The organism is Nocardioides aurantiacus, from assembly GCF_003752505.1.
Taxonomy (GTDB): Bacteria; Actinomycetota; Actinomycetes; order Propionibacteriales; family Nocardioidaceae; genus Marmoricola; species Marmoricola aurantiacus.
This window is the reverse complement of sequence record NZ_RKHO01000001.1, coordinates 3,343,378-3,369,911: the sequence shown is the minus strand read 5'-3', so window position 1 is coordinate 3,369,911 and position 26,534 is coordinate 3,343,378. Positions and strand designations below refer to the sequence as shown.

25 protein-coding genes are annotated in these 26,534 nt (G+C 73.9%); 18 read left to right on the top strand and 7 right to left on the bottom strand.

Annotated features, from left to right (window positions below; translation table 11 throughout):
- Positions 1-36 precede the first annotated feature (36 nt).
- Positions 37-1,584 (top strand): leucyl aminopeptidase family protein, encoded by a 1,548-nt coding sequence (locus EDD33_RS16365; protein ID WP_123392070.1) that lies wholly within the window; start codon positions 37-39, stop codon positions 1,582-1,584.
- Positions 1,585-1,766: 182 nt separating this feature from the next.
- Here the strand turns inward: EDD33_RS16365 and EDD33_RS16360 are convergent, their stop codons facing one another.
- Complete coding sequence (locus EDD33_RS16360; RefSeq protein ID WP_281274191.1) at positions 1,767-2,369, bottom strand: O-methyltransferase; 603 nt, start codon at positions 2,367-2,369, stop codon at positions 1,767-1,769.
- A gap of 243 nt (positions 2,370-2,612) precedes the next feature.
- On the opposite strand from EDD33_RS16360, the gene sigE reads away from it, so the two are divergent.
- Genes sigE through EDD33_RS16340 form a run of 4 tightly spaced genes read left to right on the top strand, consistent with a single transcriptional unit; the run spans position 2,613 to position 5,536 of the window.
- Positions 2,613-3,209 (top strand): RNA polymerase sigma factor SigE, encoded by a 597-nt coding sequence (gene sigE / locus EDD33_RS16355; protein WP_123393562.1) that lies wholly within the window; start codon positions 2,613-2,615, stop codon positions 3,207-3,209.
- A complete protein-coding gene (locus tag EDD33_RS16350; RefSeq protein ID WP_123392067.1) occupies positions 3,209-3,751 on the top strand; it encodes an anti-sigma factor in 543 nt (180 codons plus the stop codon). Before sigE ends, EDD33_RS16350 begins: the two co-directional genes overlap by 1 nt.
- Positions 3,752-3,756: 5 nt before the next feature.
- Positions 3,757-5,226 (top strand): trypsin-like peptidase domain-containing protein, encoded by a 1,470-nt coding sequence (locus EDD33_RS16345; protein WP_123392066.1) that lies wholly within the window; start codon positions 3,757-3,759, stop codon positions 5,224-5,226.
- Positions 5,227-5,278: 52 nt separating this feature from the next.
- Positions 5,279-5,536 carry a hypothetical protein gene (locus EDD33_RS16340; RefSeq protein ID WP_123392065.1) on the top strand — a complete coding sequence of 86 codons (258 nt, stop codon included), beginning with the start codon at positions 5,279-5,281 and terminating at the stop codon, positions 5,534-5,536.
- A 71-nt stretch (positions 5,537-5,607) separates the two neighbouring features.
- Here EDD33_RS16340 and EDD33_RS16335 read toward each other — a convergent pair whose 3' ends face one another.
- From EDD33_RS16335 to EDD33_RS16320, 4 genes are read right to left on the bottom strand one after another with little or no spacing between them, the layout of a single operon-like run.
- A complete protein-coding gene (locus EDD33_RS16335; RefSeq protein WP_123392064.1) occupies positions 5,608-5,952 on the bottom strand; it encodes a sec-independent translocase in 345 nt (114 codons plus the stop codon).
- A gap of 7 nt (positions 5,953-5,959) precedes the next feature.
- Complete coding sequence (locus EDD33_RS16330) at positions 5,960-7,123, bottom strand: Mrp/NBP35 family ATP-binding protein (RefSeq protein ID WP_056541841.1); 1,164 nt, start codon at positions 7,121-7,123, stop codon at positions 5,960-5,962.
- A 19-nt stretch (positions 7,124-7,142) separates the two neighbouring features.
- Entirely contained in the window at positions 7,143-7,745 is a 603-nt protein-coding gene (locus EDD33_RS16325; RefSeq protein ID WP_123392063.1) for a DUF1003 domain-containing protein, read from the bottom strand.
- 5 nt (positions 7,746-7,750) lie between these two features.
- Complete coding sequence (locus EDD33_RS16320) at positions 7,751-8,998, bottom strand: magnesium transporter MgtE N-terminal domain-containing protein (protein WP_123392061.1); 1,248 nt, start codon at positions 8,996-8,998, stop codon at positions 7,751-7,753.
- A gap of 82 nt (positions 8,999-9,080) precedes the next feature.
- Between EDD33_RS16320 and EDD33_RS16315 the strand changes: the two genes are divergently transcribed.
- Positions 9,081-9,776, top strand: coding sequence for a phosphocholine cytidylyltransferase family protein (locus EDD33_RS16315; RefSeq protein ID WP_123392060.1), 696 nt, complete (start codon positions 9,081-9,083; stop codon positions 9,774-9,776).
- Here the strand turns inward: EDD33_RS16315 and EDD33_RS16310 are convergent.
- Entirely contained in the window at positions 9,773-11,791 is a 2,019-nt protein-coding gene (locus EDD33_RS16310; protein ID WP_123392059.1) for a DUF6077 domain-containing protein, read from the bottom strand. The two genes, EDD33_RS16315 and EDD33_RS16310, sit on opposite strands and share 4 nt — an antisense overlap.
- A 240-nt stretch (positions 11,792-12,031) precedes the next feature.
- Between EDD33_RS16310 and EDD33_RS16305 the strand changes: the two genes are divergently transcribed.
- Entirely contained in the window at positions 12,032-13,465 is a 1,434-nt protein-coding gene (locus tag EDD33_RS16305) for a phospholipase D-like domain-containing protein (protein WP_123392058.1), read from the top strand.
- On the opposite strand, the gene EDD33_RS16300 is transcribed toward EDD33_RS16305, so the two are convergent.
- A complete protein-coding gene (locus EDD33_RS16300; protein WP_123392057.1) occupies positions 13,462-14,472 on the bottom strand; it encodes an IS481 family transposase in 1,011 nt (336 codons plus the stop codon). The two genes, EDD33_RS16305 and EDD33_RS16300, sit on opposite strands and share 4 nt — an antisense overlap.
- A gap of 328 nt (positions 14,473-14,800) precedes the next feature.
- Between EDD33_RS16300 and EDD33_RS16295 the strand changes: the two genes are divergently transcribed.
- The 11 genes from EDD33_RS16295 to EDD33_RS16245 all read left to right on the top strand — a co-directional run bounded on the left by EDD33_RS16295 (position 14,801) and on the right by EDD33_RS16245 (position 26,446).
- A complete protein-coding gene (locus tag EDD33_RS16295; RefSeq protein ID WP_148077116.1) occupies positions 14,801-17,182 on the top strand; it encodes a cutinase family protein in 2,382 nt (793 codons plus the stop codon).
- Between the two features lie 28 nt (positions 17,183-17,210).
- Complete coding sequence (locus tag EDD33_RS16290; RefSeq protein WP_123392055.1) at positions 17,211-17,978, top strand: glycosyltransferase family 2 protein; 768 nt, start codon at positions 17,211-17,213, stop codon at positions 17,976-17,978.
- Positions 17,975-18,388: a DUF2304 domain-containing protein gene (locus EDD33_RS16285; protein ID WP_123392053.1), complete on the top strand. Its 414-nt coding sequence runs from the start codon at positions 17,975-17,977 to the stop codon at positions 18,386-18,388. Before EDD33_RS16290 ends, EDD33_RS16285 begins: the two co-directional genes overlap by 4 nt.
- Positions 18,381-19,712: a lipopolysaccharide biosynthesis protein gene (locus tag EDD33_RS16280; RefSeq protein WP_148077115.1), complete on the top strand. Its 1,332-nt coding sequence runs from the start codon at positions 18,381-18,383 to the stop codon at positions 19,710-19,712. Before EDD33_RS16285 ends, EDD33_RS16280 begins: the two co-directional genes overlap by 8 nt.
- Before the next feature lie 45 nt (positions 19,713-19,757).
- The gene (locus EDD33_RS16275) at positions 19,758-20,645 is read left to right on the top strand and encodes an endonuclease/exonuclease/phosphatase family protein (protein ID WP_123392051.1); all 888 of its coding nucleotides are present in this window, start codon (positions 19,758-19,760) and stop codon (positions 20,643-20,645) included.
- Positions 20,646-20,712: 67 nt separating this feature from the next.
- Positions 20,713-22,281 carry a hypothetical protein gene (locus EDD33_RS20585; protein WP_246003557.1) on the top strand — a complete coding sequence of 523 codons (1,569 nt, stop codon included), beginning with the start codon at positions 20,713-20,715 and terminating at the stop codon, positions 22,279-22,281.
- Entirely contained in the window at positions 22,269-22,517 is a 249-nt protein-coding gene (locus EDD33_RS16265; protein ID WP_123392050.1) for a DUF6752 domain-containing protein, read from the top strand. The genes EDD33_RS20585 and EDD33_RS16265 overlap by 13 nt, the downstream gene beginning before the upstream one ends.
- Positions 22,518-22,520: 3 nt before the next feature.
- Positions 22,521-23,702: a hypothetical protein gene (locus EDD33_RS16260; RefSeq protein WP_123392049.1), complete on the top strand. Its 1,182-nt coding sequence runs from the start codon at positions 22,521-22,523 to the stop codon at positions 23,700-23,702.
- Between the two features lie 96 nt (positions 23,703-23,798).
- On the top strand, positions 23,799-24,998 hold the full coding sequence (locus EDD33_RS16255) for an acyl-CoA dehydrogenase family protein (protein ID WP_123392048.1): 1,200 nt from the start codon (positions 23,799-23,801) through the stop codon (positions 24,996-24,998).
- A gap of 94 nt (positions 24,999-25,092) precedes the next feature.
- Positions 25,093-26,154: a DUF2332 domain-containing protein gene (locus EDD33_RS16250; RefSeq protein ID WP_123393558.1), complete on the top strand. Its 1,062-nt coding sequence runs from the start codon at positions 25,093-25,095 to the stop codon at positions 26,152-26,154.
- Positions 26,155-26,248: 94 nt separating this feature from the next.
- A complete protein-coding gene (locus tag EDD33_RS16245) occupies positions 26,249-26,446 on the top strand; it encodes a DUF5302 family protein (RefSeq protein ID WP_123392047.1) in 198 nt (65 codons plus the stop codon).
- Positions 26,447-26,534: the final 88 nt, after the last annotated feature.

Genomic DNA, 26,534 nt, shown 5'->3' with positions numbered 1-26,534 from the left:
GGGGGCCTTCGGTCGCGCTTCGGCTAGGGTCGACGGGTGCCGCTCGCCCCCCAGGTCCCGCCGCCCGACTTCACGCTCTCCGAGCTCTCGCCCGCGGCCCTGACCGGCGCGCAGGTCCTCGCGCTGGCGGTGCTGCCCGGTGAGGACGACGACCTCGAGGTCGGCCCCGGCGCCGCCGAGCTCGCCGGCCTCGCGGGCGTGCCCGACCTGCTCGACGTGCTGCGCTCCGCCGGCGCCACCGGTGCGGCAGGCGAGGTCACCGACCTGCCCGGCGTACGCCGCGACGACTCGGACGCATCGGACGCCCTGGTCCGGGTGCTGCTCGTGGGGGTCGGCGCCACCACCCGCACCGACCTGCGCCGCGCCGGCGCCGCGCTCGCCCGGCACTGCCGCGACGTCGACGAGGTCGCCTCCGCCGTCCAGGCCGTCGCCGGCCCCGAGGAGCTGACCGCGTTCGTCGAGGGCGCCACCCTGGGCGCGTTCACCTTCTCCCTGCGCCGCGAGGGTGCCGAGCACCGCCCCGTGCGCCACGTCGTGCTGGCGCTGACCGCCCCCGAGGTCGGCACCACCGAGGTGCTCGAGCGGGCCGTGGCCCGCGCTCGCGCCGGGTGGCGCAGCCGGCTGCTGGCCACCGTCCCGTCCAACACCAAGTCGCCGCAGTGGCTGGCCGACCAGGTCGTCGAGATCGCCACCGCTGCCGGCCTGACGACCGAGGTCCTCGACGAGGACGCCCTGCGTGCCGGCGGGTTCGGCGGCGTGCTCGGCGTCGGTCAGGGGTCGGCGACCCCGCCGCGGGTGGTGCGGGTGGAGTACTCCCCGTCGACGCGTCGTGGCCGTCGTACGCCCCACGTGGTGCTGGTCGGCAAGGGCATCACCTTCGACAGCGGCGGCCTCTCCATCAAGCCCGGACAGGCGATGGCCACGATGAAGCGCGACATGACCGGCGCGGCCGTGGTCGCCGCCGTGATGGGCGCGCTGCCCGCCGTCGGCTGCCCGGTGCGCGTCACCGCGCTGCTGCCGCTGGCCGAGAACGCCGTCGGCGGCGGCTCGATGCGCCCGGGCGACGTGCTCACCCACGTGGGCGGGCGCACCACCGAGGTCACCAACACCGACGCCGAGGGCCGCCTGGTCCTCGCCGACGCGCTGGCCCACGCCGTCGCCGAGCTGTCGCCCGATGCCCTCGTCGACGTCGCCACCCTCACCGGCGGCATCAAGGTCGCGCTCGGCCAGCACCTCGGCGGCCTGTTCGCCACCGACGACGCCCTCGCGGAGGCCCTGGTCGCCGCGGGCGCACGCGCGGGGGAGCCGCTGTGGCGGATGCCCCTCGAGCGGGAGTACGCCGGCAAGCTGGTCTCCAAGATCGCCGACGCCGACAACGCGCCGGGCGGCCCGCCCGCCATCACCGCGGCGCTGTTCCTCGAGCCCTTCACCGGCGGCCTCCCGTGGGCCCACCTCGACATCGCCTCGGTCGGCGACGCCCCCGAGGACGCCTTCGAGTGGACCGCCGGCCCCACCGGGTTCGGCGCCCGCCTGCTCCTGGACTGGCTCGGCTCGGACGCGCCCCTGGAGGGGGTCGGGGGCTGAGGGGGGCAGTTTCACCGGCTAGCCGGTGAAACTGCCCGAGCAACCGGGAGGAAACGGGCGCCAGCGGGCAGTTTCGCCCACCCAGAGGCCCTGTTTGTCCGATCCCGTACGCCGCAGCGCAGCGCAGCGCGGGCACGCAGGGGCACCGCCGACCCGCGGGTGGGACGGCAGGTCGCCCGCGGTCAGACCTCGGGCGTCCAGACCTTCTTGGCCACCAGCAGCCCGTCGCCGACGGGGAGCAGGGCCGGCACCAGGGCGTCGTGGTCCAGCACGGTGCGGCCGAGCTCGCGGACCGCGACCGTCTCGGGGTCGCGCTGGGAGGGGTCGGCGACGCGGTCGTGCCACAGCGCGTTGTCGAAGGCCACCACGCCGCCGGGACGCAGCAGGCGGACCGCCTCGGTGAGGTAGTCGGCGTACTCCTGCTTGTCCCCGTCGCAGAAGACGAGGTCGTAGTGGCCGTCGGTGAGGCGGGGGAGGACGTCGAGGGCGGCGCCGGGGATGAGGCGGACGCGCTGCGAGGCGATGCCGGCCTCGGTGAAGCCCTGCTTGGCCAGCCGCTGGTGCTCGGCCTCGGTGTCGACGGTGGTCAGCACGCCGTCGGGGCGCATGCCGCGCAGCAGCCACAGGCCGGAGACGCCGGTGCCGGTGCCGATCTCGACGACCGAGCGGGCCTCGAGCAGCGAGGCCAGCAGGCCGAGCGCGGCGCCGACGCCCTGGCCGATCGCGGTGACGCCGACCTCCTCGGCGCGGGCGCGGGCCCCGGCGACGACCTCGTCCTCGGGCACGAACTCCTCGGCGTAGGTCCAGCTCGCGGACTTGGGTGCGGTGACGATGACGGACTCCTGACGGTGGGGCTGACTTCCGGGGCGACCCTACCGCTCGCGAGACCTGAGGGCGTCTTCCCGGGTTGCGCTCAGGTGGGTCTCAGCAACCCTCCCTAGCGTGGATGCATGACCCTCCCCGGCCCCACCTCCCCGTCGACGCCCGCCTCGGCCGCGGGCGTCGCGAGCGCCCCCGCCGGCCCGCTCATGGGTGACGCGGGCGCCCAGGACGGTCCGCTCGACTCCTCCAGCTGGGAGCAGATCGTCACCGAGCACTCGGCCCGCGTCTACCGGTTGGCCTATCGGCTGACCGGCAACGCCCACGACGCCGAGGACCTCACCCAGGAGGTCTTCGTGCGCGTCTTCCGCTCGCTGCACACCTACACCCCCGGCACCATGGCCGGCTGGTTGCACCGCATCACCACCAACCTGTTCCTCGACCAGGCCCGCCGCAAGCAACGGATCCGCTTCGACGCCCTCACCGACGAGGCCGCCCACCGGCTCCCCAGCGCGCTGCCGACGCCGGACGTCGCGCAGGCCGAGCGGCTCTTCGACGCCGACGTCGAGCAGGCACTGGCCTCGCTCAGCCCGGAGTTCCGCGCCGCGGTCGTGCTCTGCGACGTCGAGGGCCTGACGTACGACGAGATCGCCGACGTCCTCGGCCTCAAGCTCGGCACCGTGCGCTCGCGGATCCACCGCGGCCGGGCCCAGCTGCGCACGGCGCTGGCCCACCGCGCCCCCGGCCCCGGCCGCAGCCGCCTCTCCGGTCCGCGGCCGCAGCTCGCCAGCGGCGGGGCCCGCTGATGCTCTCGCTGAGCGGGCACCTCGGGGCCAAGGCCGCCGCGCTCGTCGACGGCCAGCTGCCCGCCGCCGTCGAGGAGCGGGCCTGGGCCCACGTCCACACCTGCCCCGGCTGCCGCCAGCTCGTCGAGCACGAGGCCTGGACCAAGCAGCGGCTGGGCAGCCTCGCGACCGAGCGCACCGACCGACCCGCCCCGGCCTACCCGGGTGCGGACACCGGCTCCCTCACCCCGCCGCCCTCGCTGCTGGAGTCGCTGCAGTCCGTCGACGACTGGGCGGCCACCCCCGACCGGGCGGGCCACGGCAGCAGTCGTCGGGTCAGCCTGGTGGCGGTCGGCGGCGGTGCCATCGCGGCCTCGGTCCTCGGCCTGGTGGCCGTGACCGGGGGAGCGGTGGTGCGTGGCGACGTACCCGCGCGACCCTCCCCGGCCAGCATCCGCGGCGAGCAGCCGCAGCGTGGTGCCGGTGCCGGGTCGGGCACCGTCGGAACGCCGCAGGGCGCCGAGACGAACACCTCCGCGGTCTGGGCGCGTAGGTCAAGATAGGAGGCGTGAGCCCCGAGCAGCCCGACCCGCAGCCGAGTCCGCCGCCCCCGGGGCGGCAGCCGTACGGCGCGGAGCCGGTCGCCTCGCCGTCGGTCGCCTCGCCGACGCCGCAAGAGCAGGCACGGCCGCAGCGCGCGGAGCAGCCGCAGGGTCTCGGTCAGCCACGTCCGGGCCAGCCGTCGTTCGCCTCCCCGCCGGGCCGGGTCCCGCCCGGGGTGGCGGCCACCCCGCCCGGGCCGAGCGGTCCGTGGGGTCCGCCCCCGCCGTCGTACGCCGAGCCCACCCGGCGGCTCCCCGGCCTCCCGCTCCCGCCCGCCGACGCCCGCCCGGACGACCGCGGCTTCCTCGGCGGCGCCCTGGCCGAGCCGGAGCCCGACGACTCGGCCCCGACCCGCGCCGGGCTGCCGCGGTGGGTCTGGCCGGCGGTCGCCGGCCTCGCTCTGGTGCTCGGACTCACCGGCGGGGCGCTCGCGGCCGGACTGATGGCCCAGGACGGTGAGCAGACCTCGATCAGCGTCGAGCGTCGTACGGCGCAACCGCTGCCCGCCGACAACGCCAGCATCGCCTCGGTCGCCGAGGAGGTGCTGCCCAGCACCGTCCAGATCCTCGCCGGCGCCGCCGGGGCGGGGTCGGGGGGTGCGACCGGCTCGGGCTTCGTCTACGACGACCAGGGCCACGTCATCACCAACAACCACGTCGTCGCCGAGGCGGCCGAGGCCGGCCAGGACATCCGCATCGTCGACCAGGACGGCAACCGCTCCGTGGCCAAGGTGGTGGGTCGCAGCACCGTCTACGACCTCGCCGTGCTCGAGGCCGAGGGGGCGCGCTCGATGCAGCCCGCCGCCGTCGGGTCGGCCGACCAGATGCGGGTGGGGGAGACGGTGGTCGCGATCGGCTCGCCGCTCGGCCTGTCCTCGACGGTGACCAGCGGCATCATCAGCGCCGTCAACCGCCCCGTGACGACCGGCGAGAGCCAGAGCGACAACTCCTACATCAACGCCGTCCAGACCGACGCGGCCATCAACCCGGGCAACTCCGGCGGGCCGCTGGTCAACCTGCAGGGCCAGGTCGTGGGGGTCAACTCCGCGATCGCCTCGCTCGGGTCGGTCTCGGGCGACCAGGGCGGCAACATCGGCGTCGGCTTCGCGATCCCGATCGAGCAGGTCGAGGTGACCGCGGCACAGATCCTCCGGAGCGGGAAGGCGCAGTACCCCGTCATCGGCGCCAACGTCCGCGGCCTGCCCAGCCTCGACGGCGCCCGGGTGGAGGAGATCGACCGCGGGTCGCCAGCCGCCGACGCCGACCTCGAGGTCGGCGACGTGATCCGCCGTGTCGACGACGCCCTGGTCACCACCTCGATCGACCTCGTCGTGGCGATCCGGTCGCACGTGCCGGGCGAGGAGGTCACGCTGTCGGTGACCCGTGGGGGTCGTGACTTCTCCGTGCCGGTGACCCTGGACGCCAAGACCGAGTAACCAGATCCGGCGTTCTCCCCTCAAAACGGACTTAGCGGCGCATACTGGTGCGGTGACCACCGTCCCCCAGTCGCCCGTGCCCGTGCGCTACGGACTGGCCAGCCGCGACCGCGAGCGCCGCTGGACGGTCATCGTCGACGTCGTGCTCGTCACCGCCGTCCTCGGCTGGTTCGCGCTCCTCGCCGTCGGCGGGCTGCACGCCACCGTCACCGTCGTCGCCGGCGTCGTGCTCACCGCCATGGTGGTCCACCGGGTGCTGATCCTGCTGGAGCGTCACCGCTCGTCCCGGGGCCCCCGAAGCTCCATGTAGACCGGGGTCACGGACGCTGATCACGGCGTGTTCCACAGCCCCGATCTACCAGGGGCCCTCGGGCGCACCCCTCAGGTGGCCTCGCCGTCGAAGGGGGGACGTTCGCCGGGGCCGAGGAGCTCGACGGCGGGCTCGAGGGCCGTGCGGCGTCGGGCCGGCTGGTCGTCGTCGTCCTCCATCGCATCGAGGATGTGGCGGCGGATGGCGACGCGGGGGTCGAGGTCGGTGAGCTTGAGGTCGGAGTACTCCGGGCCGAGCTCGTCGCGCAGCTGCGTCTGGGCGTTGTTGGCGAGGTTGCGGACCTGGCGGACGAACCGCCCCGCCTGACGGGCCAGCTCGGGCAGCCGGTCGGGGCCGAAGACGATCACCGCGACGAGCGCGATGACCGCGAACTCCGGCAGCCCGACCCCGAACACCGGAGGCTCAGCCCTTCGCGGTGGGGCTCAGGCCCAGCTGCATGCCCGCCAGCCCGCGGCCGCGGGCGGTGAGCGTGCGGGCCACCTCGCGCAGCACCAGCGCGCCGGGCGCGGTGGGGTCGGACTCGACGATCGGCTTGCCGACGTCGCCGCCCTCGCGCAGGCTCGTGTCGAGCGGGATCCGGCCGAGCAGCGGGACGTCGTAGCCGAACCGCTGGCCCAGCGTGGTGGCCGTGCGCTGCCCGCCGCCGGTGCCGAAGACGTCGATGCGGTGGTCCTTGCCCTCGGGGGTGCAGTGGGGGCAGGGCAGCCAGGACATGTTCTCCAGGACGCCGATGACGCGCTGGTGCATCATCGAGGCCATCGTGCCGGCGCGCTCGGCGACCTCGGTCGCGGCGTCCTGCGGGGTGGTCACGACGACCACCTCGGCGCTCGGGAGGTGCTGGCCCAGCGAGATGGCGACGTCGCCGGTGCCGGGCGGGAGGTCGAGGAGCAGCACGTCGAGGCTGCCCCAGTAGACGTCGGCCAGCATCTGCACGAGCGCGCGGTCGAGCATCGGGCCGCGCCAGGCGACGACCTGGTCGCGGCGCGGCTTGAGCATGCCGATGCTGATCACCGAGACGCCGCTGGCGGTGGGGACCGGCATGATGAGGTCCTCGACCTGGGTCGGCCGGACGTCGGCCACGCCGAGCATGGCGGGGATCGAGTGGCCGTAGATGTCGGCGTCGACGATGCCGACCTTGAGGCCCTGCGCTGCCATCGACACGGCGAGGTTGACCGTCACCGAGGACTTGCCGACGCCGCCCTTGCCCGAGGCGATCGCGATCACGCGGGTGAGCGAGCCGGGCTGGGCGAACGGGATCTCGCGCTGGGCCTGGCCGCCGCGCAGCTGGTCCTGCAGCGTCGAGCGCTGCTCGGCGGTCATCACGCCGAGCTTGACGTCGACCCCGGTCACGCCCTCGATCGGGCTGACCTCGGAGGTGACGTCGCGGGTGATGGTGTCCTTGAGGGGGCAGCCGGACACGGTGAGCAGCACGGTCACCGTCACCAGGCCGGTGTCGTCGACGGTGACGTCGTCGAGCATGCCCAGCTCGGTGATCGGTCGCTTGATCTCGGGGTCGTGGACCCGCGCGAGAGCAGCCCTGATCCGGTCGATGTCAGGGGAGGTCATGGGGCAAGCGTACGTGGGGTCACGACGGCCTCCCCGGGGTGTCCGGGTCGTCCTCGTCGTCGTCGCCGGTCAGCTCCTCGACCAGGTTGCGCAGCTCCGAGCGCATGAAGTCGCGGGTGGCGACCTCGCCGACCGACATCCGCAGCGAGGCCACCTCGCGGGCGAGGTACTCCATGTCGGCGTGGGCCCGGGCGTTGGCCTGGCGGTCCTGCTCGTTGACCACGCGGTCGCGGACCTCCTGGCGGTTCTGCGCGAGCAGGATCAGCGGCGCGGCGTACGACGCCTGGAGGCTGAGCATCAGGGTGAGGAAGATGAACGGGTAGTCGTCGAACCGCAGCGACTCCGGCGCCAGGATGTTCCAGAGCACCCAGAAGATGACGAACAGCGTCATGTAGATCAGGAAGCGCGCCGTGCCCATGAAGCGGGCGAACTGCTCGGCGAAGATCCCGAACGCGTCCTGCCGCACCTGCGGACGGCGCACGAACGAGCGGCGGCGGACGTCGGTCGGCTGGTCCAGGCGCACGACGCGCGACTCCGGGCGTCGCTCGGCCCGGTCGTGCCGGTCGTGCCGCTCGGACCGGTCGTGCCGGTCGTGCCGGTCGCGGCGGTCCTTCTCGCCCATCCCGCTCACCTCCGCCCGATCTTGCGGTCGCGCCAGCCCTCGGGCAGCAGGTGGTCGAGGAGGTCGTCGACCGCGACGGTGCCGAGCAGCCGGCCCTCCTCGTCGACCACCGGGGCGGCGACGAGGTTGTAGGTCGCCAGGAACGTCGCGACGTCCTCGAGGCTGGCCTGCGGCCGGAGGTAGTCGATGCCGGTGTCGAGCGCGCCGGCCACCAGCGAGGACGGCGGCTCGCGCAGCAGCCGCTGGATGTGGGCGACGCCGAGCAGCTTGCCGGTGGGGGTCTCCAGGGGCTGGCGGCAGACGTAGACCAGGGCCGCGAGCGAGGGGGTGAGCTCGACGGCGCGGACGCGGGCCAGCGCCTCGGCGACGGTGGCGTCGGGCGGCAGGATGACCGGCTCGGGCGTCATCATGCCGCCGGCGGTCTCCTCGCCGTAGGACATCAGCCGCCGCACCGAGGCGGCCTCCTCGGTCTCCATCAGCTCGAGCAGCTGGGCGGCGGTCTCGGGCGGCAGGTCGGCGATGAGGTCGGCGGCGTCGTCGGCCGACATCTCCTCGAGGATGTCCGCGGCGCGCTCGGAGTCGAGGTGCTCGAGGATCTCGACCTGGTCCTCCTCGGGCAGCTCCTCCAGCACGTGGGCCAGGCGCTCGTCGTCGAGCGCCGCGACCACCTGCGTACGCCGCTCCGGCGTGAGGTCGTGGATCACGCTCGCCGCGTCGGCCGGACGCAGGTCGGCCAGCGAGGCGGCGAGGTGCTCGGCACCCTGCCGTGGCTGCCGCTCGTGCAGACCCTCCACGTCGTCCCACTCCACGACGTGGGTCTGGGAGCGGCGCCGGAATCCCTTGGCGCCCTCGGTCACCGCCACCCGGGAGAGCACCCAGTCGCGGGTGCGGGCCTGCTCCATCGCGACGTCGAAGACGGTGCCCTCGGTGCCGGTGCTGCGGATCCTGACGTGGCGGTCGAGCATCTGCGCGATCACCAGCGTCTCCGTCGTACGCCGCTCGAAGCGCCGCATGTTCAGCAGGCCGGTCGTGATCACCTGCCCGGCGTCCATCGCGGTGACGCGGGTCATCGGGGCGAAGATCTGGCGCCGGCCGAAGACCTCGACGACGAGGCCCACCACCCGGGGCTGGCGCACGTCGGAGCGCAGCACGACCACGACGTCACGGACCTTGCCGACCTGGTCGCCCGAGGGGTCGAACACCGGCAGTCCCGCGAGCCGGGCGGCGAAGACGCGGGTGGGTGTGGTGCTCACGTCGGATGAGACTACCTACGACTAGGCTCGCCGGGATCCGGACGGCGGACCACCCCGCGTCCGCCGCAGACAGGAGTCCACCGTGACCACTCAGGTCGTCATCCTCGCCGCCGGCATGGGCACCCGCCTCGGCCGGCCCCACCCGAAGCCGCTGACCCCGCTCAGCTCGGGCGAGACGATCATGCGCCGCGCGGTGGACGCCCTGCGTGCGGGGCTCGGCGACGAGGTCCACGTGACCGCCGTGGTCGGCTTCAAGCTCGACCTGGTGATCGAGGCGATGCCCGACATCAGCTTCGTCTACAACGAGGTCTACGACTCCACCAACACCTCCAAGAGCCTCCACAAGGCGCTGCACCTCTCCCAGCCCGGTGGGGTGCTCTGGCTCAACGGCGACGTGGTGTTCGACCCGCGCGTGCTGGGGCTGGTGCGCGAGCACATCGAGGCCGGCCGCAGCTTCGTGTGCGTCAACACCGAGTCGGTCGCCGAGGAGGAGGTCAAGTACACCCTCGACGACGACGGCTACATCCGCGAGCTGTCCAAGCAGGTCGTCGGCGGCCTCGGCGAGGCGGTCGGCATCAACTACGTCGCGGCCGACGACAAGGCCACGCTCGTGCGCCGCCTCCAAGAGGTCGGCGACCAGGACTACTTCGAGCGCGGCATCGAGGTCGCGATCCAGGAGGACGGCCTGCGGGTCGAGGCCCTGGACATCTCGGAGTTCCATATCGTCGAGGTCGACTTCGACGAGGACCTCACGCGCGCCAACGAGTTCGTCGGCTAGGTCGGCGTCACGCAGGTCATGTCGGCGCGGCGCCGGGGGTCGGCGTACCCCGCCTCGGCCAGCCTCGGCAGCTCGCGCTCGGCCCGTGCCTGTGTCACGCAGACCACGGTGACCTCGAGGGTCCGCAGGGCGCGGCCCAGGTCCTCGCCGGTGAGCCGGGGCGTCGTGTCGCGCGCGTAGCGGGCCAGCAGCCGACGCTGCTCGTTCTGGGCGTCGGGCTCGGCGAGGATGCGGGTGTACCACCCGCGCGGGTCCACGGCGTACGCGTCGGTGGTGACCATGGGGAGCACCTGCATCGCCATCGGCGGCAGCAGCACGACGCCGGTGGCGCCGGCGTCCAGCACGGCCTCGACCTGTGCCTTGGCGGTGAGGTCGACCTTCCAGGTCGGGCGCGAGGTCAGCGTCGCGGGGCCGTTGTGGTCGGTGGTGTCCCACAGCCCGGCCCCCGCCAGCGCGAACGACCCGACCAGCGCGACCGGCAGCGCCACCGCGGCGACGGGGCGCAGCGGGCCGGTCCACCGCGGGAGGCGTACGACGGCCAGCAGCCCGACGAGCACGCCGATCGGCACGCAGTAGAGCACCCGCCACAGGATCGGCCCCGAGCCGGTCAGCGCGTCGGCCACCTCGAGCAGCGGGGGGACGAGCACGGTGAAGGTGGCCAGCACCGTGGCGCCGGCCATCAGCGCGGCGGCCCTGCCGCGCACCAGCAGCGGGGTCAGGCCCAGCGCGACCAGGGCGACGACGACCATCCAGTGGTCGGGACCCAGCACGCGGCGGAAGGTCTCCGCCCCGTAGCGCAGCGCCCCGTTGTCCCCGACCCCGGTCGAGAGCAGCACGACGGCGGCACCGCTCACGACCGGGCCGACCACGAGCAGCAGCGCCCCGACGGCCAGCTCGCGGTGGCGCAGGACCAGGGCGGTCACCAGCATCCCGCCGACCAGGAACGGCACCAGGATCACCGCGGTCGAGGTGAGCCCGACGAAGGCGACGCCGGCGACGAGCATCGTCCACCAGCGACGCCGGTCGCGGGTGCGGACCAGGTCGTCGGCCCAGACCCACACGAACGGCAGCAGCACCGTCAGCGCCAGCACCTTGCCCTGCCACATCCGAGCGATCCAGAAGTTGCCGAGGCGGGACTCGCCGCTGAGCAGCATGAAGGCCACCGCCACCACGAGCACGACCAGCGGGGTGCGCAGCGACCAGCGGCGGGCGAGGGCCCAGAAGGCCCAGACCGTGCCGACGGCACCGATGCCGGTGGTGACCAGCCAGGTCAGGCTGCCGACCGAGATGCCGGTGAGGTGGGCGAGCACGCCCTCGAGGGCCTCGACCGAGGCGATCGGGATCCCGCCGTTGTAGGGGGAGACGAAGGTGCCCGGGCCGAAGATCGTGTCGCGCGTCATCGCGGTGCCGTGCTCGGCGATCCACACCGACCGGTTGACGTAGTAGGGGTCGTCGTAGTCGGGCAGGTTGATGAACAGCGCCAGCACACCGACGGCGAGGGCGAGGGCCGCGGCGGCCAGGTGCTCGGTGCGTCGTACGACGCGGGGGTGGTGGTCGTCGGCCGGGTCGGACGGGTCGGGCAGCACCAGCACCACGAGCAGTCCGACGACCAGCGCCACCACCGGGAGCCCCCAGAGCAGCGACCAGCCCGACCGGGGCCAGTCGCGCACGGCGAGCAGCAGCAGCGCCACCGCCAGCCCGGCGACCGCGGTGCCGCCGACGCGCAGCAGCGCCGCGGAGCGTCCCCGGACGAGGGGTCGCCGACCGGGGTCGCCGTCCACGGGCTCGCGGGGCGCGGGGGAGGGGGCGCGGCTGCGCCGTCGGCGCGCGAGCAGGAGCGCACCCAGGACCCCGAGGACCGAGGTGACCACCCACACCCGGCCGAGCGGCCAGAGCGAGAGGTCGAGCGACCAGCCGAACCAGTAGAGCAACGACCACCACGCGACCAGCCAGGTGGCGACCTCGACGAGGCGGTCGCCCCACACGGGGCGGGCGGGGACCGTCGTCGGCGTCACGGGGCCATCCTCGCCCACGCCGGGCGCGCGACGGCGGCGGGGCGCGCGACCGGGGTGGCCCGTCCGGCCAGTGGCGGGTGTCCGTCTGGACTAGTCCCATGTGTCCCACCGGTCCCAAGGACCCCGTCTCTCGGTTACGATCAGCGCGTTCATCGGGGGACGAGTCCGTGGCCCGGGTGCGCGCCCATCGTCACTGCGCGCCGGTACGCCGGCTCCATCAACATCGAAAGGTCGGGGCCCGTGAAGAAGCCTCTCCGTTCGACGGCCGGCGTCCTCGCCGCCGTCCTGGTCTCGGGCCTGCTGGCCACGCAGGCCCTCACCTCGGCCGACGCGGCCGCGCCGGTCACCATCGACCCGCCGGTCGACTGCCGCCAGAAGGCACCGAAGCCCCCGTCCCCGACCCCGTCGCCGACCGGCACGCCGTCACCGACGCCGTCACCGACGACTCCTCCCCCCGCCCCGACCCCGGCACCTGCGCCGCCCGACACCTTCACCCCGGCCGACGGCGCGCTGACCTGGAACAACCCGCTGGGCAACAACGCCGCCAAGCGTCAGATCAGCGACCGGATCGTCCGCGCCATCAACAGCACGCCGACGTGCTCGACGATCCAGATCGCCACCTGGAACTTCCGCAGCGCCCAGGCCGCCGACGCCCTCGTGGCCGCGGTCAAGCGCGGTGTCACCGTCCGGGTGTTCATCGCCTCCGGCAACGACGGCGCCAAGGGCACCGACACCTACAACCCGGTGTGGAAGGACCTGCGCGCGCGGCTCGACGCCAGCAACGTGGAGAAGGGTGCGCCCCGCAACTGGGCGCGGCTGTGCTACCGGGCCTGCCGCTACAAGGACGGCGCCGCGCACTCCAAGTACTACCTGTTCTCGCGCGTGGGCAAGGCGACCAACGTCGTCATGTACGGCTCCCACAACGTCACGAGCGCCGCTGTCGTGGGGCAGTGGAACGACCTCTACACCGTCGACCGCGACGCCATCTACACCAAGCTGCAGTCCGTGTTCTCGCAGTCGATGCCCGAGAACAACCTGTCCAGCCCCTACACCAACGCGACCTCGGGCGACGTCAAGATGAACGTCTACCCGTTCATCCGCAACGGTCGACCGGCCGCGGGTGACCCGCTCATGGCGGCGCTCAACCGCGTCAAGTGCACGAGTGCCGGGTCGGTGGGCATCAGCGGGCGGACCGCCCTGCGCATCAACGTCTCGGCCATGCTCGGCCAGCGGGGCCAGGACCTGGCGGCCAAGCTGGTGCGGCTGCGTCGGGCCGGGTGCAACATCAAGGTGCTCGTGACCAACGTGGGCTACCACGCCATGAAGGCCATGCAGCGCGGTGGTGTCCAGCTGCGCCAGCTGACCAAGTACGACTCCCGCACCCGCAAGTACGTCATGTACACGCACTTCAAGATGATGGCGATCAGCGGCAACTACGGCGGCCGGTCCAACCAGCAGATCGCCTTCAACGGCAGCGCCAACTGGACCGGACCGGCCCTGGTGAGCGACGAGCTCGTGGGCGAGGTCCGCCGGCCCGCTGCGGTGAACTCCTACAACCACTTCGTCAACACCTGGTACACCCGGACCCCGATGGGCTCGAAGGTCGTGCCGACCACCACGGCCGTGGACGGCCGTGCCGACAACCCGTGGTCCCTGGTCGAGCAGGACTTCTAGCTGTGATGCCCAGCCAGGTTGTTCAACCTGGTGATGGGTGAGTGCTTGCCGATGGCCGAGTGGGGCCGGTGGTGGTTGTACTCGTGGACCCATGCTGGCAGGGCGGCGAGTCGGGCGGACTCGGAGTTGTAGAACTTCTTGAAGGCCCACCCCTCGGCCAGGGTGCGGTGGAACCGCTCGATCTTCCCGTTGGTCTGGGGCCGGTAGGGCCGCGTCCGTTTCGGAGTGAGGCCCAGCTCGGCGCAGGTCTCGCGCCACAGGTTGCTGCGGTAGCAGCTGCCGTTGTCGCTGAGGACCCGCTGGACGCTCACACCACGTTCTGCGAACCACGCGACCGCGTTGCGCAGGACCGCAGTGGCGGTCTCCTTGGTCTCGTCGTGGTGAGCCTCGACGTAGGCCACGCGGGAGTGGTCATCGATCACGGTGTGCAGGTAGCAGGTCCCGATCAGCGGCTGATGGTGCTTGTTCTTGGGCCCGCCGGTGCGGACCGCGGTGGCCGAGCGGTTCCTCTTGCCCTGTTGGCGCCCGACGTAGCGCCACCCGCCACCGTCAGGGACACGGCCGAGCTTCTTGACGTCGACGTGGATCAGATCGCCTGGGTGTTCGTGCTCGTAGCGACGGATCGGTTCGCCAGTCGCGCGGTCGATGTGGGTGAGCCGGTTGATCCCGCAGCGCACCAAGACCGCGTGCACGGTCGAGGACGGCATGTCGAGCCGGTCGCCGATGTCCACGGGACCCAGCCGCTGCTTCCAGCGCAGGTGCACGATCTTGCGGACCACCGGCGCCGGGGTCCGGTTGGGCTGGTGATGCGGTCGCGAGGACCGGTCGTTCATCCCGGTCGACCCTTCCGCGGCATAGCGCTCGGCCCACTTCTTCGCCGTGCGCCACGAGACGTCGTAGCGCTCGGCCGCCCGGGCCGGTGACCAGCCGTGACCGACGATCAGACGCGCCAGCCGAAGCCGGGCGCGAGGGGTCAGGGCAGCGTTGGCATGGGTAGCGTGGGACACGAAGGCCTCCTGTGTGTGAAGCGGTTCTCTAGACAGCTCCACTCCACACCGGGAGGCCTTCACCCATCTACCAACTCAAAACGTGTCGTCACAGGTTCTCGACCAACGTGCCTGGTCATCACATCTAGCCCTCGCAGGACACGCACCCCGGCCCCTCTCGCACCGGCGAGGGGGGCCGTGGCGCGTCCCGGGACGGCGACCGTGAACCCAGGCGATTCGCCCGAATAGCCGAATTTGTCCAAACAGGCCTCGACGTCCGTCCTGACTTCCTAGACTCGCCGCGTCGATCGCGTCACACAGGTCACGCGAGTGCCGACAGGGAGTGACGATGAGGTCTCACGGCCGTGGCGAGGACCCCACCCGGGTCGTGCGCCTGCTCGAGGCGGCCCTGCTGGCGTTCGTCGTGCTCGCCTCGGCGGCGCTCGTCGACCTCGGTCGCGTCGCACCCGGCCCGGTCCTGGGCGCCGCCGCTGCCGCGCCCTGCGCCCCGGTGCTGCAGGTCCTCGTCCCCGGCAACGGGGAGGGCACCACCACCCGCCCGACGTGGTCGGGCGCCACGCTCCAGCGCTTCCGCGACGCCGCCCGGACGGCCGGCAGCGCGCAGGGGCTCTCGGTCGAGACCCGCGTCGTCGACTTCCGGTCGCGCTCCACCTCGGTCTTCCCGGTGCGCTCCCGCGCCACCCGGCCCGCCAAGGGCACCGTCTCCGCCGCCCAGGTCCGTTCCTGGAACACCGGCGTCACGACCGCCCAGCGGTCGCTGACCTCGCTGCTCGCCACCCGGGCCAGGGCCTGCCCCCAGCAGTCCCTGGTGCTCGCCGGCTACGCCCAGGGCGCCTCGGTCGTGCACCGCGCCGTCGGCGCGCTGCCCGCCGCCACCCGCGCCCGCGTCGTCGGCCTGACGCTGGTCGCCGACCCCGACCGGGCCCGCGCGACCCGCTCGGCCCTCACCGGATCGCCCGTCGCGGCGACGACGGGTACCGGCCTGCTCCGGTCCTTCGGCAGCACGGTCGCCGACGTCCCCGGCGCCGGTCTGCCGCCGACGGTCACGGTGTGCCAGAGCGGCGACCTCGCCTGCGACTTCGGGCGTACGGCGCTGGGCACCGCCGCGCGGCGTACGGCCAGCTACCGCACCGGGTCCAACGGTGCCGCCGTGACCGCCGCCGCCCGTCAGGCGCTCGCCCAGGCCGCCCGCGTGCCCCGGCCGGCCGCGGCCCGGATCGTGGCGACCCAGGGCAAGCCCGTCACGGCCCAGCTGGCCGCTCGGGTGCCCGCCGCCGACGCCGCCGCGCTGCGCTGGTCCGTCACCGGCCCGCTGCCTCCCGGGCTCGCGCTCACGAGCACCGGCGCCCTGCGCGGCACCCCGACCGGCCCCGGCACGTGGACCGTGCCCTACCGCGTCACCAACTCCGCGGCCCCGTGGGCGCGGCCCGTCGCGGGCAGCCTGGCGGTGACGGTGGCCAAGGCCGTCGTCGTGGCCCAACCCAGCCCCCGCCCGACGCCGACCCCCACCCCGACGCCGACCCCCACGCCGACGCCCACCCCGACCCCCACGCCGACGCCCACCCCGACGCCCACGCCGACGACCCCCGCGCCGACGACCCCCGCGCCGACGACCCCCGCACCGTCACCCACGGCTCCCTCGACCCCGGTCACCCGCCCCACCGCGGCCACGCCCTGGCAGACGCTGTCCGCTGCCGGCGAGTCGGTGTGCTCGGTCCGCGGCGGGGCCGTGCGCTGCTGGGGCGGCAACGAGTTCGGCCAGGTCGGCGACGGCACCCTGGTGGCGCGCTCGCAGCCCACCCGCGTCGGCACGGCCGACGACTGGACCAAGGTCTCCACCGGAGGCTCGCACGCCTGCGGCATCCGCGGCACGGGCACGCTGTGGTGCTGGGGACTGAACAACCACGGTCAGCTCGGCGACGGCACCCGCACCGCGCGTCGTACGCCGGTCCAGGTCGGCACCGCCACCGACTGGGACCACGTCAGCGCCAGCTGGCAGACGACGTGCGCCACCAACCAGCAGCAGCAGGCCTTCTGCTGGGGGCTCAACGACAAGCGCCAGCTCGGCACGGGCAGCACCGCCGGCAGCCTCGCCGTCCCCACCCGGGTCGCCGGTGACGCCCGCTGGCGCACCGTGTTCGCCGGCTCGCTCTCGGCGTGCGGCGTGCAGACCGACGGCACCGCCTGGTGCTGGGGGGCCAACGACTTCGGCCAGCTCGGCCACGGGGGCACGACGGCCCGGTCGCTGCCCACCCGCACCGGCCTCTCGAACGGCTGGGTCGCCCTGAGCGTCGGCTGGACGCAGACCTGCGGCTGGCGCTCCGACGGCGTCGCGCTGTGCTGGGGCGACAACCGCTCGGGCCAGCTCGGCACCGGCAGCACCCGCGCCAGCCTGGTGCCCACCGCCCTGCCCGGGAGCGGCTGGACCGGCGTCTCGACCGGCAACGCCCAGACCTGCGGTGTCCGCTCCGACGGCACCTGGTGCTGGGGCGCCAACGCGATGGGCCAGCTCGGCACCGGCACCCGCACCGCCTCGCTCGTCCCGGCCCGGGTGGTCGGCGCCGGTGGCACGGCCGTGGTCACGGGTTGGCAGTTCGGCTGCGCCACCCGCACCGGCGGCCGGGCCTGCTGGGGCCTGAACCACGTCGGCCAGGTCGGCGACAGCTCGATCGCGACCCGGCTCTCCCCGGTGAGCGTGGCGGCCGGCTGACCCCGCGGGGGCTCCTAGGATGGACCCCATGCCCGAGGATCACCGCCAGCGTCGCGTGCTGGTGATCATGCCGGCCTGGAACGAGGAGGGCTCGGTCGCGCAGACGCTGGCCGAGGTCCGCGCCACCAACCCCACCGTCGACCTGCTGGTGGTCGACGACGGCAGCACCGACCGCACCGCCGAGCGGGCGCGGGCCGCCGGGGCGTCGGTGTGCCAGCTCCCGTTCAACCTCGGTGTGGGCGGGGCGATGCGCGCCGGCTACCGCTACGCCCTGCGCCACGACTACGACGTCGCGGTGCAGGTCGACGCCGACGGCCAGCACGACCCGGCCCACCTCCCGGCGCTGCTGGCCCGCCTCGAGGGCGCCGACGGCCAGGAGCCCGTCGACGTCCTCGTCGGGGCCCGCTTCGCGAGCGGCGACGACACCTACCGCGCCGGCGGGCTGCGGCGGCTGGCGATGCTGATGCTGGCGTTCGTGCTCTCCCGGTTGGCCGGCACCCGGCTCACCGACGTCACCAGCGGCTACCGCCTGGCCAACCGACGGGCGCTGCGGCTGTTCGCGCAGCACTACCCCGCGGAGTACCTCGGCGACACCGTGGAGTCCCTCGTCATCGCGCTGCGCAACGGTCTCGTGGTGCGCCAGGAGCCGGTGCAGATGCGGGTGCGGCAGTCGGGCGTGGCCAGCCAGTCCACCGCCAAGGCGGTGCTCTACCTCGCCCGGGCCGTGGTCGCCCTCGCCCTGGCGCTCGTACGCCGCTGGCCCCACGTGCCCGCCGAGCGGGAGGTCGCCGCATGAGCTCGACCGTGACCCTGGGCCTGATCGGCGGTCTCGTCGTGATCGCGGTGCTCTTCGAGATGCTGCGCCGCCAGACGCTGCGCGAGAAGTACGCCGTGACCTGGTTCCTGATCGCGGTCGCCTGCCTGGCCATCGCGGTCTTCCCGCGGCTGCTCTTCGGGGCCGCGGACCTGCTCGGCGTCGAGGTCCCCTCCAACCTGCTGTTCTTCCTGGCCAGCATCGTGCTGATGGTCCTGACGCTGCAGCACTCCTACGAGATCGGCCGGCTGGAGGAGAAGACCCGCACCCTCGCCGAGGACCTCGCCATCCTCCGGATGGAGCTGGACGACGCGGGCCGCGACGGCCGCGGCGCCGGCGGAGCGGGCGGCCCCGACCGGACCGAGCCGCTGCCGCCCGACCCCGATGTCTGAGGCCTCCGGGCCCCCTCCTGCCGACACCCCGGCCCCCGACACCCGGGCCCCCGGGACGCCGGGCCTGTCCCGCGCCAGCCTCGTGGCGGGCTCGGGGCTGCTCGTCTTGGGGATCTCCGCCAGCGTGTTCCTCGTCGTCACCGCGCGCATGGTCGGCCCGGTGGCCTTCACCGGTGTGGCCGTGCTCTGGACGCTGGTCTACACGGTCGGCATCGGCGTCTTCCTGCCCTTCGAGCAGGAGCTGAGCCGCGCCGCCTCGGTGCGGCTGGCGCGCGGTGAGGGGGCCGGCGCGCTGCTGCGGCTCTCGGCGCTGGTGGCGCTCGGGGTCCTGGCCGCGCTGGTCGTGCTCGTGGTCGCCGCGATGCTGGTCCCCGCGGTGCGCGACCCGCTCCTCGACGGCTCCTGGGCCTACGCCGCCGGCCTGCTGGTCGCCGTGGCGGGGCTGGGGCTGCAGTACCTCCAGCGCGGCAGCTTCTCGGCGACCGGTGACTTCGTGGGGTACGGCGCGCAGCAGGGGGTCGAGGGCGTCGTGCGCACCGTGGCGTGCCTGGTGCTCGCCGCGGCCGGGGTCGACGACCCGCGCGCCTACGTCGCGGTGCTGGCGCTGTCCCCGCACGTCTCGGTGGTCGCGCTGGCCGGCCGGCTGCGGCGTACGACGGGGACCGCCGGCGGGCCCGCGCACTGGCACGAGCTGCGGGGCCGGTTCGGCTGGCTCCTGGTCGCCACGCTCGGCTCGCAGGCGCTGGCCAACCTGGCCGCACCGGCGGTGCGGGTGCTGTCCTCGCCCCGGGAGGTCGAGGCGGCCGGCAACTTCCTCTCCGCCCTGACCATCGCCCGGATCCCGCTGCTGCTGTTCGCCGCCGTGCAGGCGGCGCTGCTGCCCCGCCTGGTCCGGGCCCGGGAGGCCGGTGACCGACGCGAGTTCGGGCAGCAGCTGCGGGTGGTGCTCGCGGCCACGGCGGCCGTGGGGCTGGCCGGGGTGCTCGGGGTGGCGGTGCTCGGGCCGTGGGTGCTGCGGCTGCTCTTCGGGCCCGCGTTCGGGCTGCCGCGCAGCGACCTGGTGCTGCTGGCGCTCTCGGCCGGGGTGCTGATGCTGGGGCTGGCGCTGCAGTCGGCGGTGGTGGCGCTCGACGACCACCGGGGGAGTGCGCTCGCCTGGGTCGCGGGCGTCGCGGTGTTCCTGGCGGTGCTCGTCGTCCCGGCCCCGGTCCTGCTGCGGGTGGAGCTCGCCCTGGTGGTGGGCTCCGTCGCCGTGGTCGCCCTCCTGGGCACGGCCGTGCGACGGCACCTGGCCGACCTTGCGGTGTCCGGAAGGCGGAATTAGTCCGATTTCAGGACGTAGGGGCGGAGGCGTCCCTACAGTTCCGACATGCACCGTCTGCGACTCGCGCTCCTGACGGCCGTCGCCCTCGTGCTGACGGTCGCCCTGGTGCACGCGACCCGGTCGGTCGAGGCCGAGGTGGCGCCCGCGTCGGGCCCCGCCACGGCGACCGTGCCGGCCCTCGAGCCCGCGGTGATCACCGACGGACCGCCGCTGACGCTGCGGCTGATGACCTACAACCTCCTGGGCAGCCACCACACCGAGCCCGGTGGCATGCACGACGAGATGGCTCCCTCCGCGCTGCGCTCGCAGTGGGGCGCGGACCTGGTGCGCGACCAGCGGGCCGACGTGGTGGGGATGCAGGAGGTGCGTCCCGAGCAGATCGCGGCCTTCCAGCGTGAGCTCCCCGGATACGACATGTGGCCGGTGCTCGCCAACGGGTCGCTCGGCCGCCCCAACCAGATCATCTGGAACGCGTCGCGCTTCACCCGGCTCGACGCCGGCTACGTCGAGGTGCCCTCGATGGGGGAGACGCGCCGGATGCCCTACGTCCTGCTCAAGGACCGCAGCACCGCCCGCACCTTCTGGTACTTCAACATCCACAACAGCCCCGGCGACCGCCAGGCCGAGCGCGACCGCGACCTGGTGCTGGAGACCGCGAAGATCAACGAGCTGCGCGCCGACGGCACGCCGGTCTTCCTCGGCGGCGACTTCAACGAGACCAGCCGCGCCATGTGCACGGTGCTGGCCCGGACGGACCTGGAGTCCTCCGCCGGCGGCATCCACGACGGCACCACCTGCAAGGCTCCCTCCGGCATGAGGATCGACTGGATCTTCGGCAACGGCACCTTCAGCGCGTACGCCGCGACGAAGCCCCCGCTCGCCCGCTACGCCACCGACCACTGGATCGTCGCCACCTCGGTGCGCCTGGACTAGATTGCTGCGTCCGACGGGCACCCTGGGTCCGTCAACGACGGCGACGAGGGACGAGGACGGTCACGGCATGGGACAGCCCCGGGTCGACGCGGTCGACGATGCGGGGCTCCGGCTCGGCGTACCGCCTGGTGAGGACGTCGTGGTCGACGTGCTCCTCGACGAACGGCGCATCTGGTCGTTCTGGGTGCAGCGCGACACCGGGCCCGACCCCGACGGGCCGGCCGACGCCCGCCTGGTCGCCTGGCCGGCCCCCCTGCGCACCTTCCTGAGCGGCCACACCCGCCTCACCGTGGCCGAGCACGTCAGCGGGCGCGTGCTGCACGACGCCGAGCGCCGCTTCGGCACCGGGGAGGAGCGGATCGCCGTCGTCAACGAGGCCGGCAAGCCGCTCGGCATCGACAAGTCCGGGCGGATGGCACAGACCTTCGACACCCGCAGCGCCGAGCACGTCGGCCCGCTCCTCGACGCGGTCGAGGAGGTGCTCCGGGCCCTGCGCGAGGCCGGCATCGAGGCGTTCGTCGCCTACGGCACCCTGCTCGGCGCGGTCCGCGAGCAGCGCCTGATCGGCCACGACAGCGACGCCGACCTCGGCTACGTCAGTCGGCACACCCACCCCGTCGACGTGGTGCGCGAGTCCTTCGCGCTGCAGCGCCGGCTCACCGACATGGGCTACACCGTGGTGCGCTACAGCGGTGCCGCCTTCCGCATCGACGTGCGTGAGGCCGACGGCTCGTGGCGGGGGTTGGACCTCTTCGGCGGCTACCTCGACGCCGGGCGGCTGTTCCTGATGGGCGAGGTGGGGGTGCCCTTCGAGCCCGAGTGGGTCTTCCCGCTGGGCGAGGCGACCCTCGAGGGTCGCTCCGTCCCGGTGCCCGCGCGGCCGGAGAAGCTGCTGGAGGCGATGTACGGGCCGTCGTGGCGGGTGCCCGACCCGGCGTACCAGTTCAGCACGCCGCCGTGGGTGCAGCGAGCGCTCAACGGCTGGTTCCGCGGCACGCGGGTGCACCGCGAGGCCTGGGAGCGGCGCTACAGCACGGCCGAGGGCCGCCGCCCGGAGCAGGAGCCCTCGGAGCTCGCCCGGGCGGTCGCCGCCTCGCTCGGGAGCGACGGCCGGGTGGTCGACCTCGGGGCCGGCAACGGCCGCGACGCGCTGTGGCTGGCCCGGCAGGGCCTGGAGGTCACGGCCTACGACTTCGTGGTGCGGGGAGCGACCGAGGCGCGTGCCGCCGCGCAGGCGGAGGGCCTCCGGCTCGACGTCGAGCCCCTCAACCTGCACGAGTGGCGCTCCGTGCTCGCCGTCGGCGCGACCGAGGCACGCCGCGGGGCAGCTCGCGGGGGACCGCGCGCGCTGATGGCGCGCCACCTCGCCGACTCCACCACCGCCGGCGGCCGCGACGTGCTGTGGCGGCTCTGCTCGATGGCACTACGCTCGGGCGGCCAGCTGCACCTGGAGCACTGGGTCCGGGGCGGCAGCGCGGAGCACCCCGGCCACCGTCGGCTCTCGCCGGCGCTGGTGCGCCGCGAGCTCGAGGCCCGGGGTGCACGCATCGTGCACGAGGAGAAGTACGAGAGGACGACCGTGGACAGCGACGACACGCGCACCATCGGACGGGTGGTGGCCCAGTGGCACGACTGAGGCTGCGCGGCCGCGAGATCTCCCCGCGGCACCCGTTCACCGACGGCCTCCGGCGCGAGGTGCGTGACCTGCGCACGCGGGTCGAGGCGCTGGAGGCGGAGAACACCGAGCTGCGTCGCCACGGCCTGCGGCTCGCCGAGCTCCTCGACGTCGTCGAGGAGCTGCTGGTGCCGCTCGCGTCCCGCGACGAGGCGGGCGTCGAGGACGCCCTGGCCCGGTTCCGCCGGAGCCTCTGAACGGTGGCCGAGCGCGTCTTCGTCCACATCGGGCTGCCGAAGACGGCCACGACCTACCTGCAGACCATCCTGTGGGAGTCGCGCGACCAGCTGCGCGCGGAGGGCCTGCTCGTGCCCGGTGCCGAGCGGCGCGACCACCTGTGGTCCTCCCGCCTGGTGCGCGGGGAGGCCGCCCGCAGCACCCCCGACGCGCGCGCCGAGACGGCGTGGGACCGGCTGCGCGCCGAGGTCGTCGCCTGGCAGGGCCGGGCGCTGGTCTCCCACGAGTTCTTCGCGGCCGCCTCGTCCGAGCAGGCGGCCACGATGGTCGCCCAGCTCGCCCCGGCCGAGGTCCACGTCGTGGTCACCGCCCGGGAGCCGCTCGGCCTGTTCGCCGCGGGCTGGCAGGAGAGCCTGAAGAACCGCGCGACCGAGCGGATGGAGGAGTTCGCGACCGAGGAGTCCACCAGTCCCTCGTCGATCTGGAACTGGCGCACCCTCGACCTCGGACTCGTGCTCGACCGCTGGGGCGGCGTGGTGCCGCCCGAGCGCGTGCACGTGCTGCCGCTCCCGCGCGGGGGTGCCCCCCGCGACACCATCTGGCACCGGTTCGCCGGCCTGCTGGGCCTGGACTCCCACGCCTACGACCTCGGCACCGGCTTCGCCAACTCCTCGATGGGGGTGGTCGAGGCCGAGACGCTGCGGCGGGTCAACGAGCACCTGGCCGCCCGCGAGGAGCTCGAGTCGGCCCTGGAGCGGGGCAACCTGCTGCGCACCTTCCTGGCCGACGAGCGGCTCGTCCCGCGCGGGGGCGAGCGCTACTGGCCCACCCCGGCGCAGGTCGAGGACGCCCGGGCACGCGGCGTACGGGCCCGGGACCTCGTGCGCGAGCGGGGGTTCGACGTCGTCGGCGACCCCGAGGACCTCCTGGTGCCCGACGACCTGCCCGAGCGCCGTCAGGTCGCCTCGGTGACCGATGCGGAGGTGGCCGACGTCGCCACCGACGTGGTCGCCGGGCTGCTCGCCGACGTGCGCGACCTGCGCCGCGAGAAGTTCGCCCACCGCCGCGAGGCCCGGCTGGCCCGCCAGGAGGTGCGCGCACTGGAGGCCCGGCTGGCGACGCCCCCGCCCCCGCTCCCGCCGCTGTGGCGCCATGCCGGCTCCAAGGTCAAGCAGGGCCTGCTGCGGGTCGCTCGCAGGACGTGAGTTTGGTCATGGCTGCGCGACCTACTGGCGCGTAGCCTCGCCATGCCTCCTCGGGGCTCCGCGCGGAGCCCCCTCCCCACCAGCGAAGGGCACGACATGGGTCGCCTCTGCGAGACCGAGGGTCTCTCCGACATCCAGACCGAGATCCTCAAGGCCGTGCGGTCGTTCGTGGAGGACAAGATCATCCCGGTCGCGACCGAGCTCGAGCACGCTGACGAGTACCCCACGGAGATCGTGGAGGGCCTCAAGGAGCTCGGCATCTTCGGGCTGATGATCCCCGAGGAGTACGGCGGCCTCGGGGAGTCGCTGCTGACCTACGCCCTGGCCGTGGAGGAGATCGCGCGCGGCTGGATGAGCGTCTCGGGCGTGATCAACACCCACTTCATCGTGGCGTACATGCTGATGCACCACGGCACGGACGAGCAGAAGCAGAAGTACCTGCCGCGGATGGCGACCGGCGAGGTCCGTGGGTCGTTCTCGATGTCCGAGCCCGGGCTGGGCTCCGACGTCTCGGCGATCAAGACCAAGGCCGTGAAGGACGCGGACGGCGGCTACGCCATCACCGGTCAGAAGATGTGGCTGACCAACGGCGGCTCGTCCAACCTGATCGCGGTGCTGGTGCGCACCGACGAGGGCGCCGACTCGGTCTACAAGAACATGACGACCTTCCTGGTGGAGAAGGAGCCCGGCTTCGGGGAGACCGCGCCGGGCCTGACCATCCCCGGCAAGATCGACAAGATGGGCTACAAGGGCGTCGACACCACCGAGGCGATCTTCGAGAACCACCAGGTCTCGGCCGACCAGGTCCTCGGCGGTCAGGCCGGTCGGGGCTTCTACCAGATGATGGACGGGGTCGAGGTGGGCCGCGTCAACGTCGCCGCCCGTGCCTGCGGCATCGCCAACCGGGCCTTCGAGCTCGGCATCTCTTACTCCCAGCAGCGCGAGACCTTCGGCAAGCCGATCTCCCAGCACCAGGCGATCCTGTTCCGGCTCGCGGAGATGGCGACCAAGGTCGAGGCCGCCCACGCGATGATGGTCAAGGCCGCCCGCCTCAAGGACAAGGGCGAGCGCAACGACGTCGAGGCCGGCATGGCGAAGTACCTCGCCGCGGAGTACTGCAACGAGGTCGTCGAGGCCTCGTTCCGGATCCACGGCGGCTACGGCTACTCCAAGGAGTACGAGATCGAGCGCCTCTACCGCGAGTCGGCGTTCATGCTCATCGGCGAGGGCACGGCCGACATCCAGAAGATGATCATCGGCCGCAGCCTGCTCAAGGACTACGCGATCAAGGGCTGACGCGCTGCCGGGACACGAGGTTCGTCGGGCACGGGTCGCGACGACGGTGACGTCCCGGTGAGAGCGCCGTGAGGCGTCTGCGAGGGTGGGTCGCGTGAGGCCGGACGAGGCGCTGCGGCGGCAGGGCGAGGCGTGCGCCGCCCTCGGGTCGCCGATGTACGCCGACCTGCTGGCCCGGCTCGCCGACGACGTCGCCGCGGGTGGTCCGACGGCACGGGTGCTGGCCGGCCACGAGGACCTGCCGGCCGCCTCGGCACTGGCGCTGCGGCTGCTCGGCAGCGTGCACCGGCTGGTGCTGGAGCGGCGGGCCGGCGCCGTGGGCGTGCTCTACCCCAGCGTGGGCGGCACCTGGGACCCGGTGGGCGGGCCCGAGGCGGTGCTGGCGCTGCTGTCCGAGCAGCCCGATGCGGTGCGCGAGTGGCTCGACCGGCCGCCGCAGACCAACGAGGTCGGCCGATCGGCGACCTTGGTCGGCGGGCTGCTGCACCTCGAGGACGACCTCCGGCTGCCGGTGCGGCTCGCCGAGCTCGGCTGCTCGGCGGGGCTGAACCTGCTGGCCGACCAGTACGCCGTCGGCGACGGGTCCGGCCTCGTGCACGGCCGGCCCTCGTCCGTCGTACGGCTGGAGCGGGGGTGGGCCGGTCGTCGGCTGCGGCCGTGGCCGGGGCTGCGGTTCGTCGAGCGGGCGGGCTGCGACCCGCGCCCGATCGACCCGCGGAGCACGGCGGGACGGCTGGCGCTCACGGCGTACGTCTGGCCCGACCAGGTCGACCGGCTGGAGCGGCTGCGGGGTGCCCTCGCGGTCGCGGCCGCCGCAGACCCCCCGGACGTCCGGCAGCAGCCGGCGGGAGCGTTCCTCGACGACCTGCGGCTGCGCGAGGGGACCACGACGGTGGTGTGGCACAGCGTGGTGCGGCAGTACCTCGACGCGGGGGAGCAGCAGCACCTCGACGACCGGGTCGAGCGCCTCGGGTCGCAGGCGACCCCCACGGCTCCGCTGGCGCACCTCACGATGGAGCCGGCAGGGGAGCGCGGGGCGGGCACCCCCGGGGGGTTCCCGGTCGAGCTGCGGACGTGGAGCGGTCGGCCGGGTGACGGCGAGCCGCGCGTGCTCGGCCACGCCGTTCCCCACGGGCTGCCGACCACCTGGGCGTAGCCCGGGCCGAAATCCCCTCGCCCTCCCGGGGCCGGGGTGCGAGGGTGGGGACGCACGCCGGGCACCGGGGCCCGGCCCGACGGGAGGACCAGCCATGGCCGACGCGAAGCCCCAGGACACACCCAGCCAGGACGAGATCAAGGCCAAGATGCGTGAGGCGCTCGACCGCAAGCGCGGCGCCCGCCACCCCGACGACCGCGCCGGCTCCAAGGAGAAGGCCCACGGCTCCGAGGTCGTCGGCGGTGCCGGCCCGCAGCTGCACCGCCGCAAGGCGGGTGGCGGCGGGAGCTGAGCTCGGCGGGGAGTCGCCGACCCGCCCACGGTGCGTCCTACGTCCTGGTGCCCGCGACGACCACCTCGTACGACGTCCAGGTGCGTCA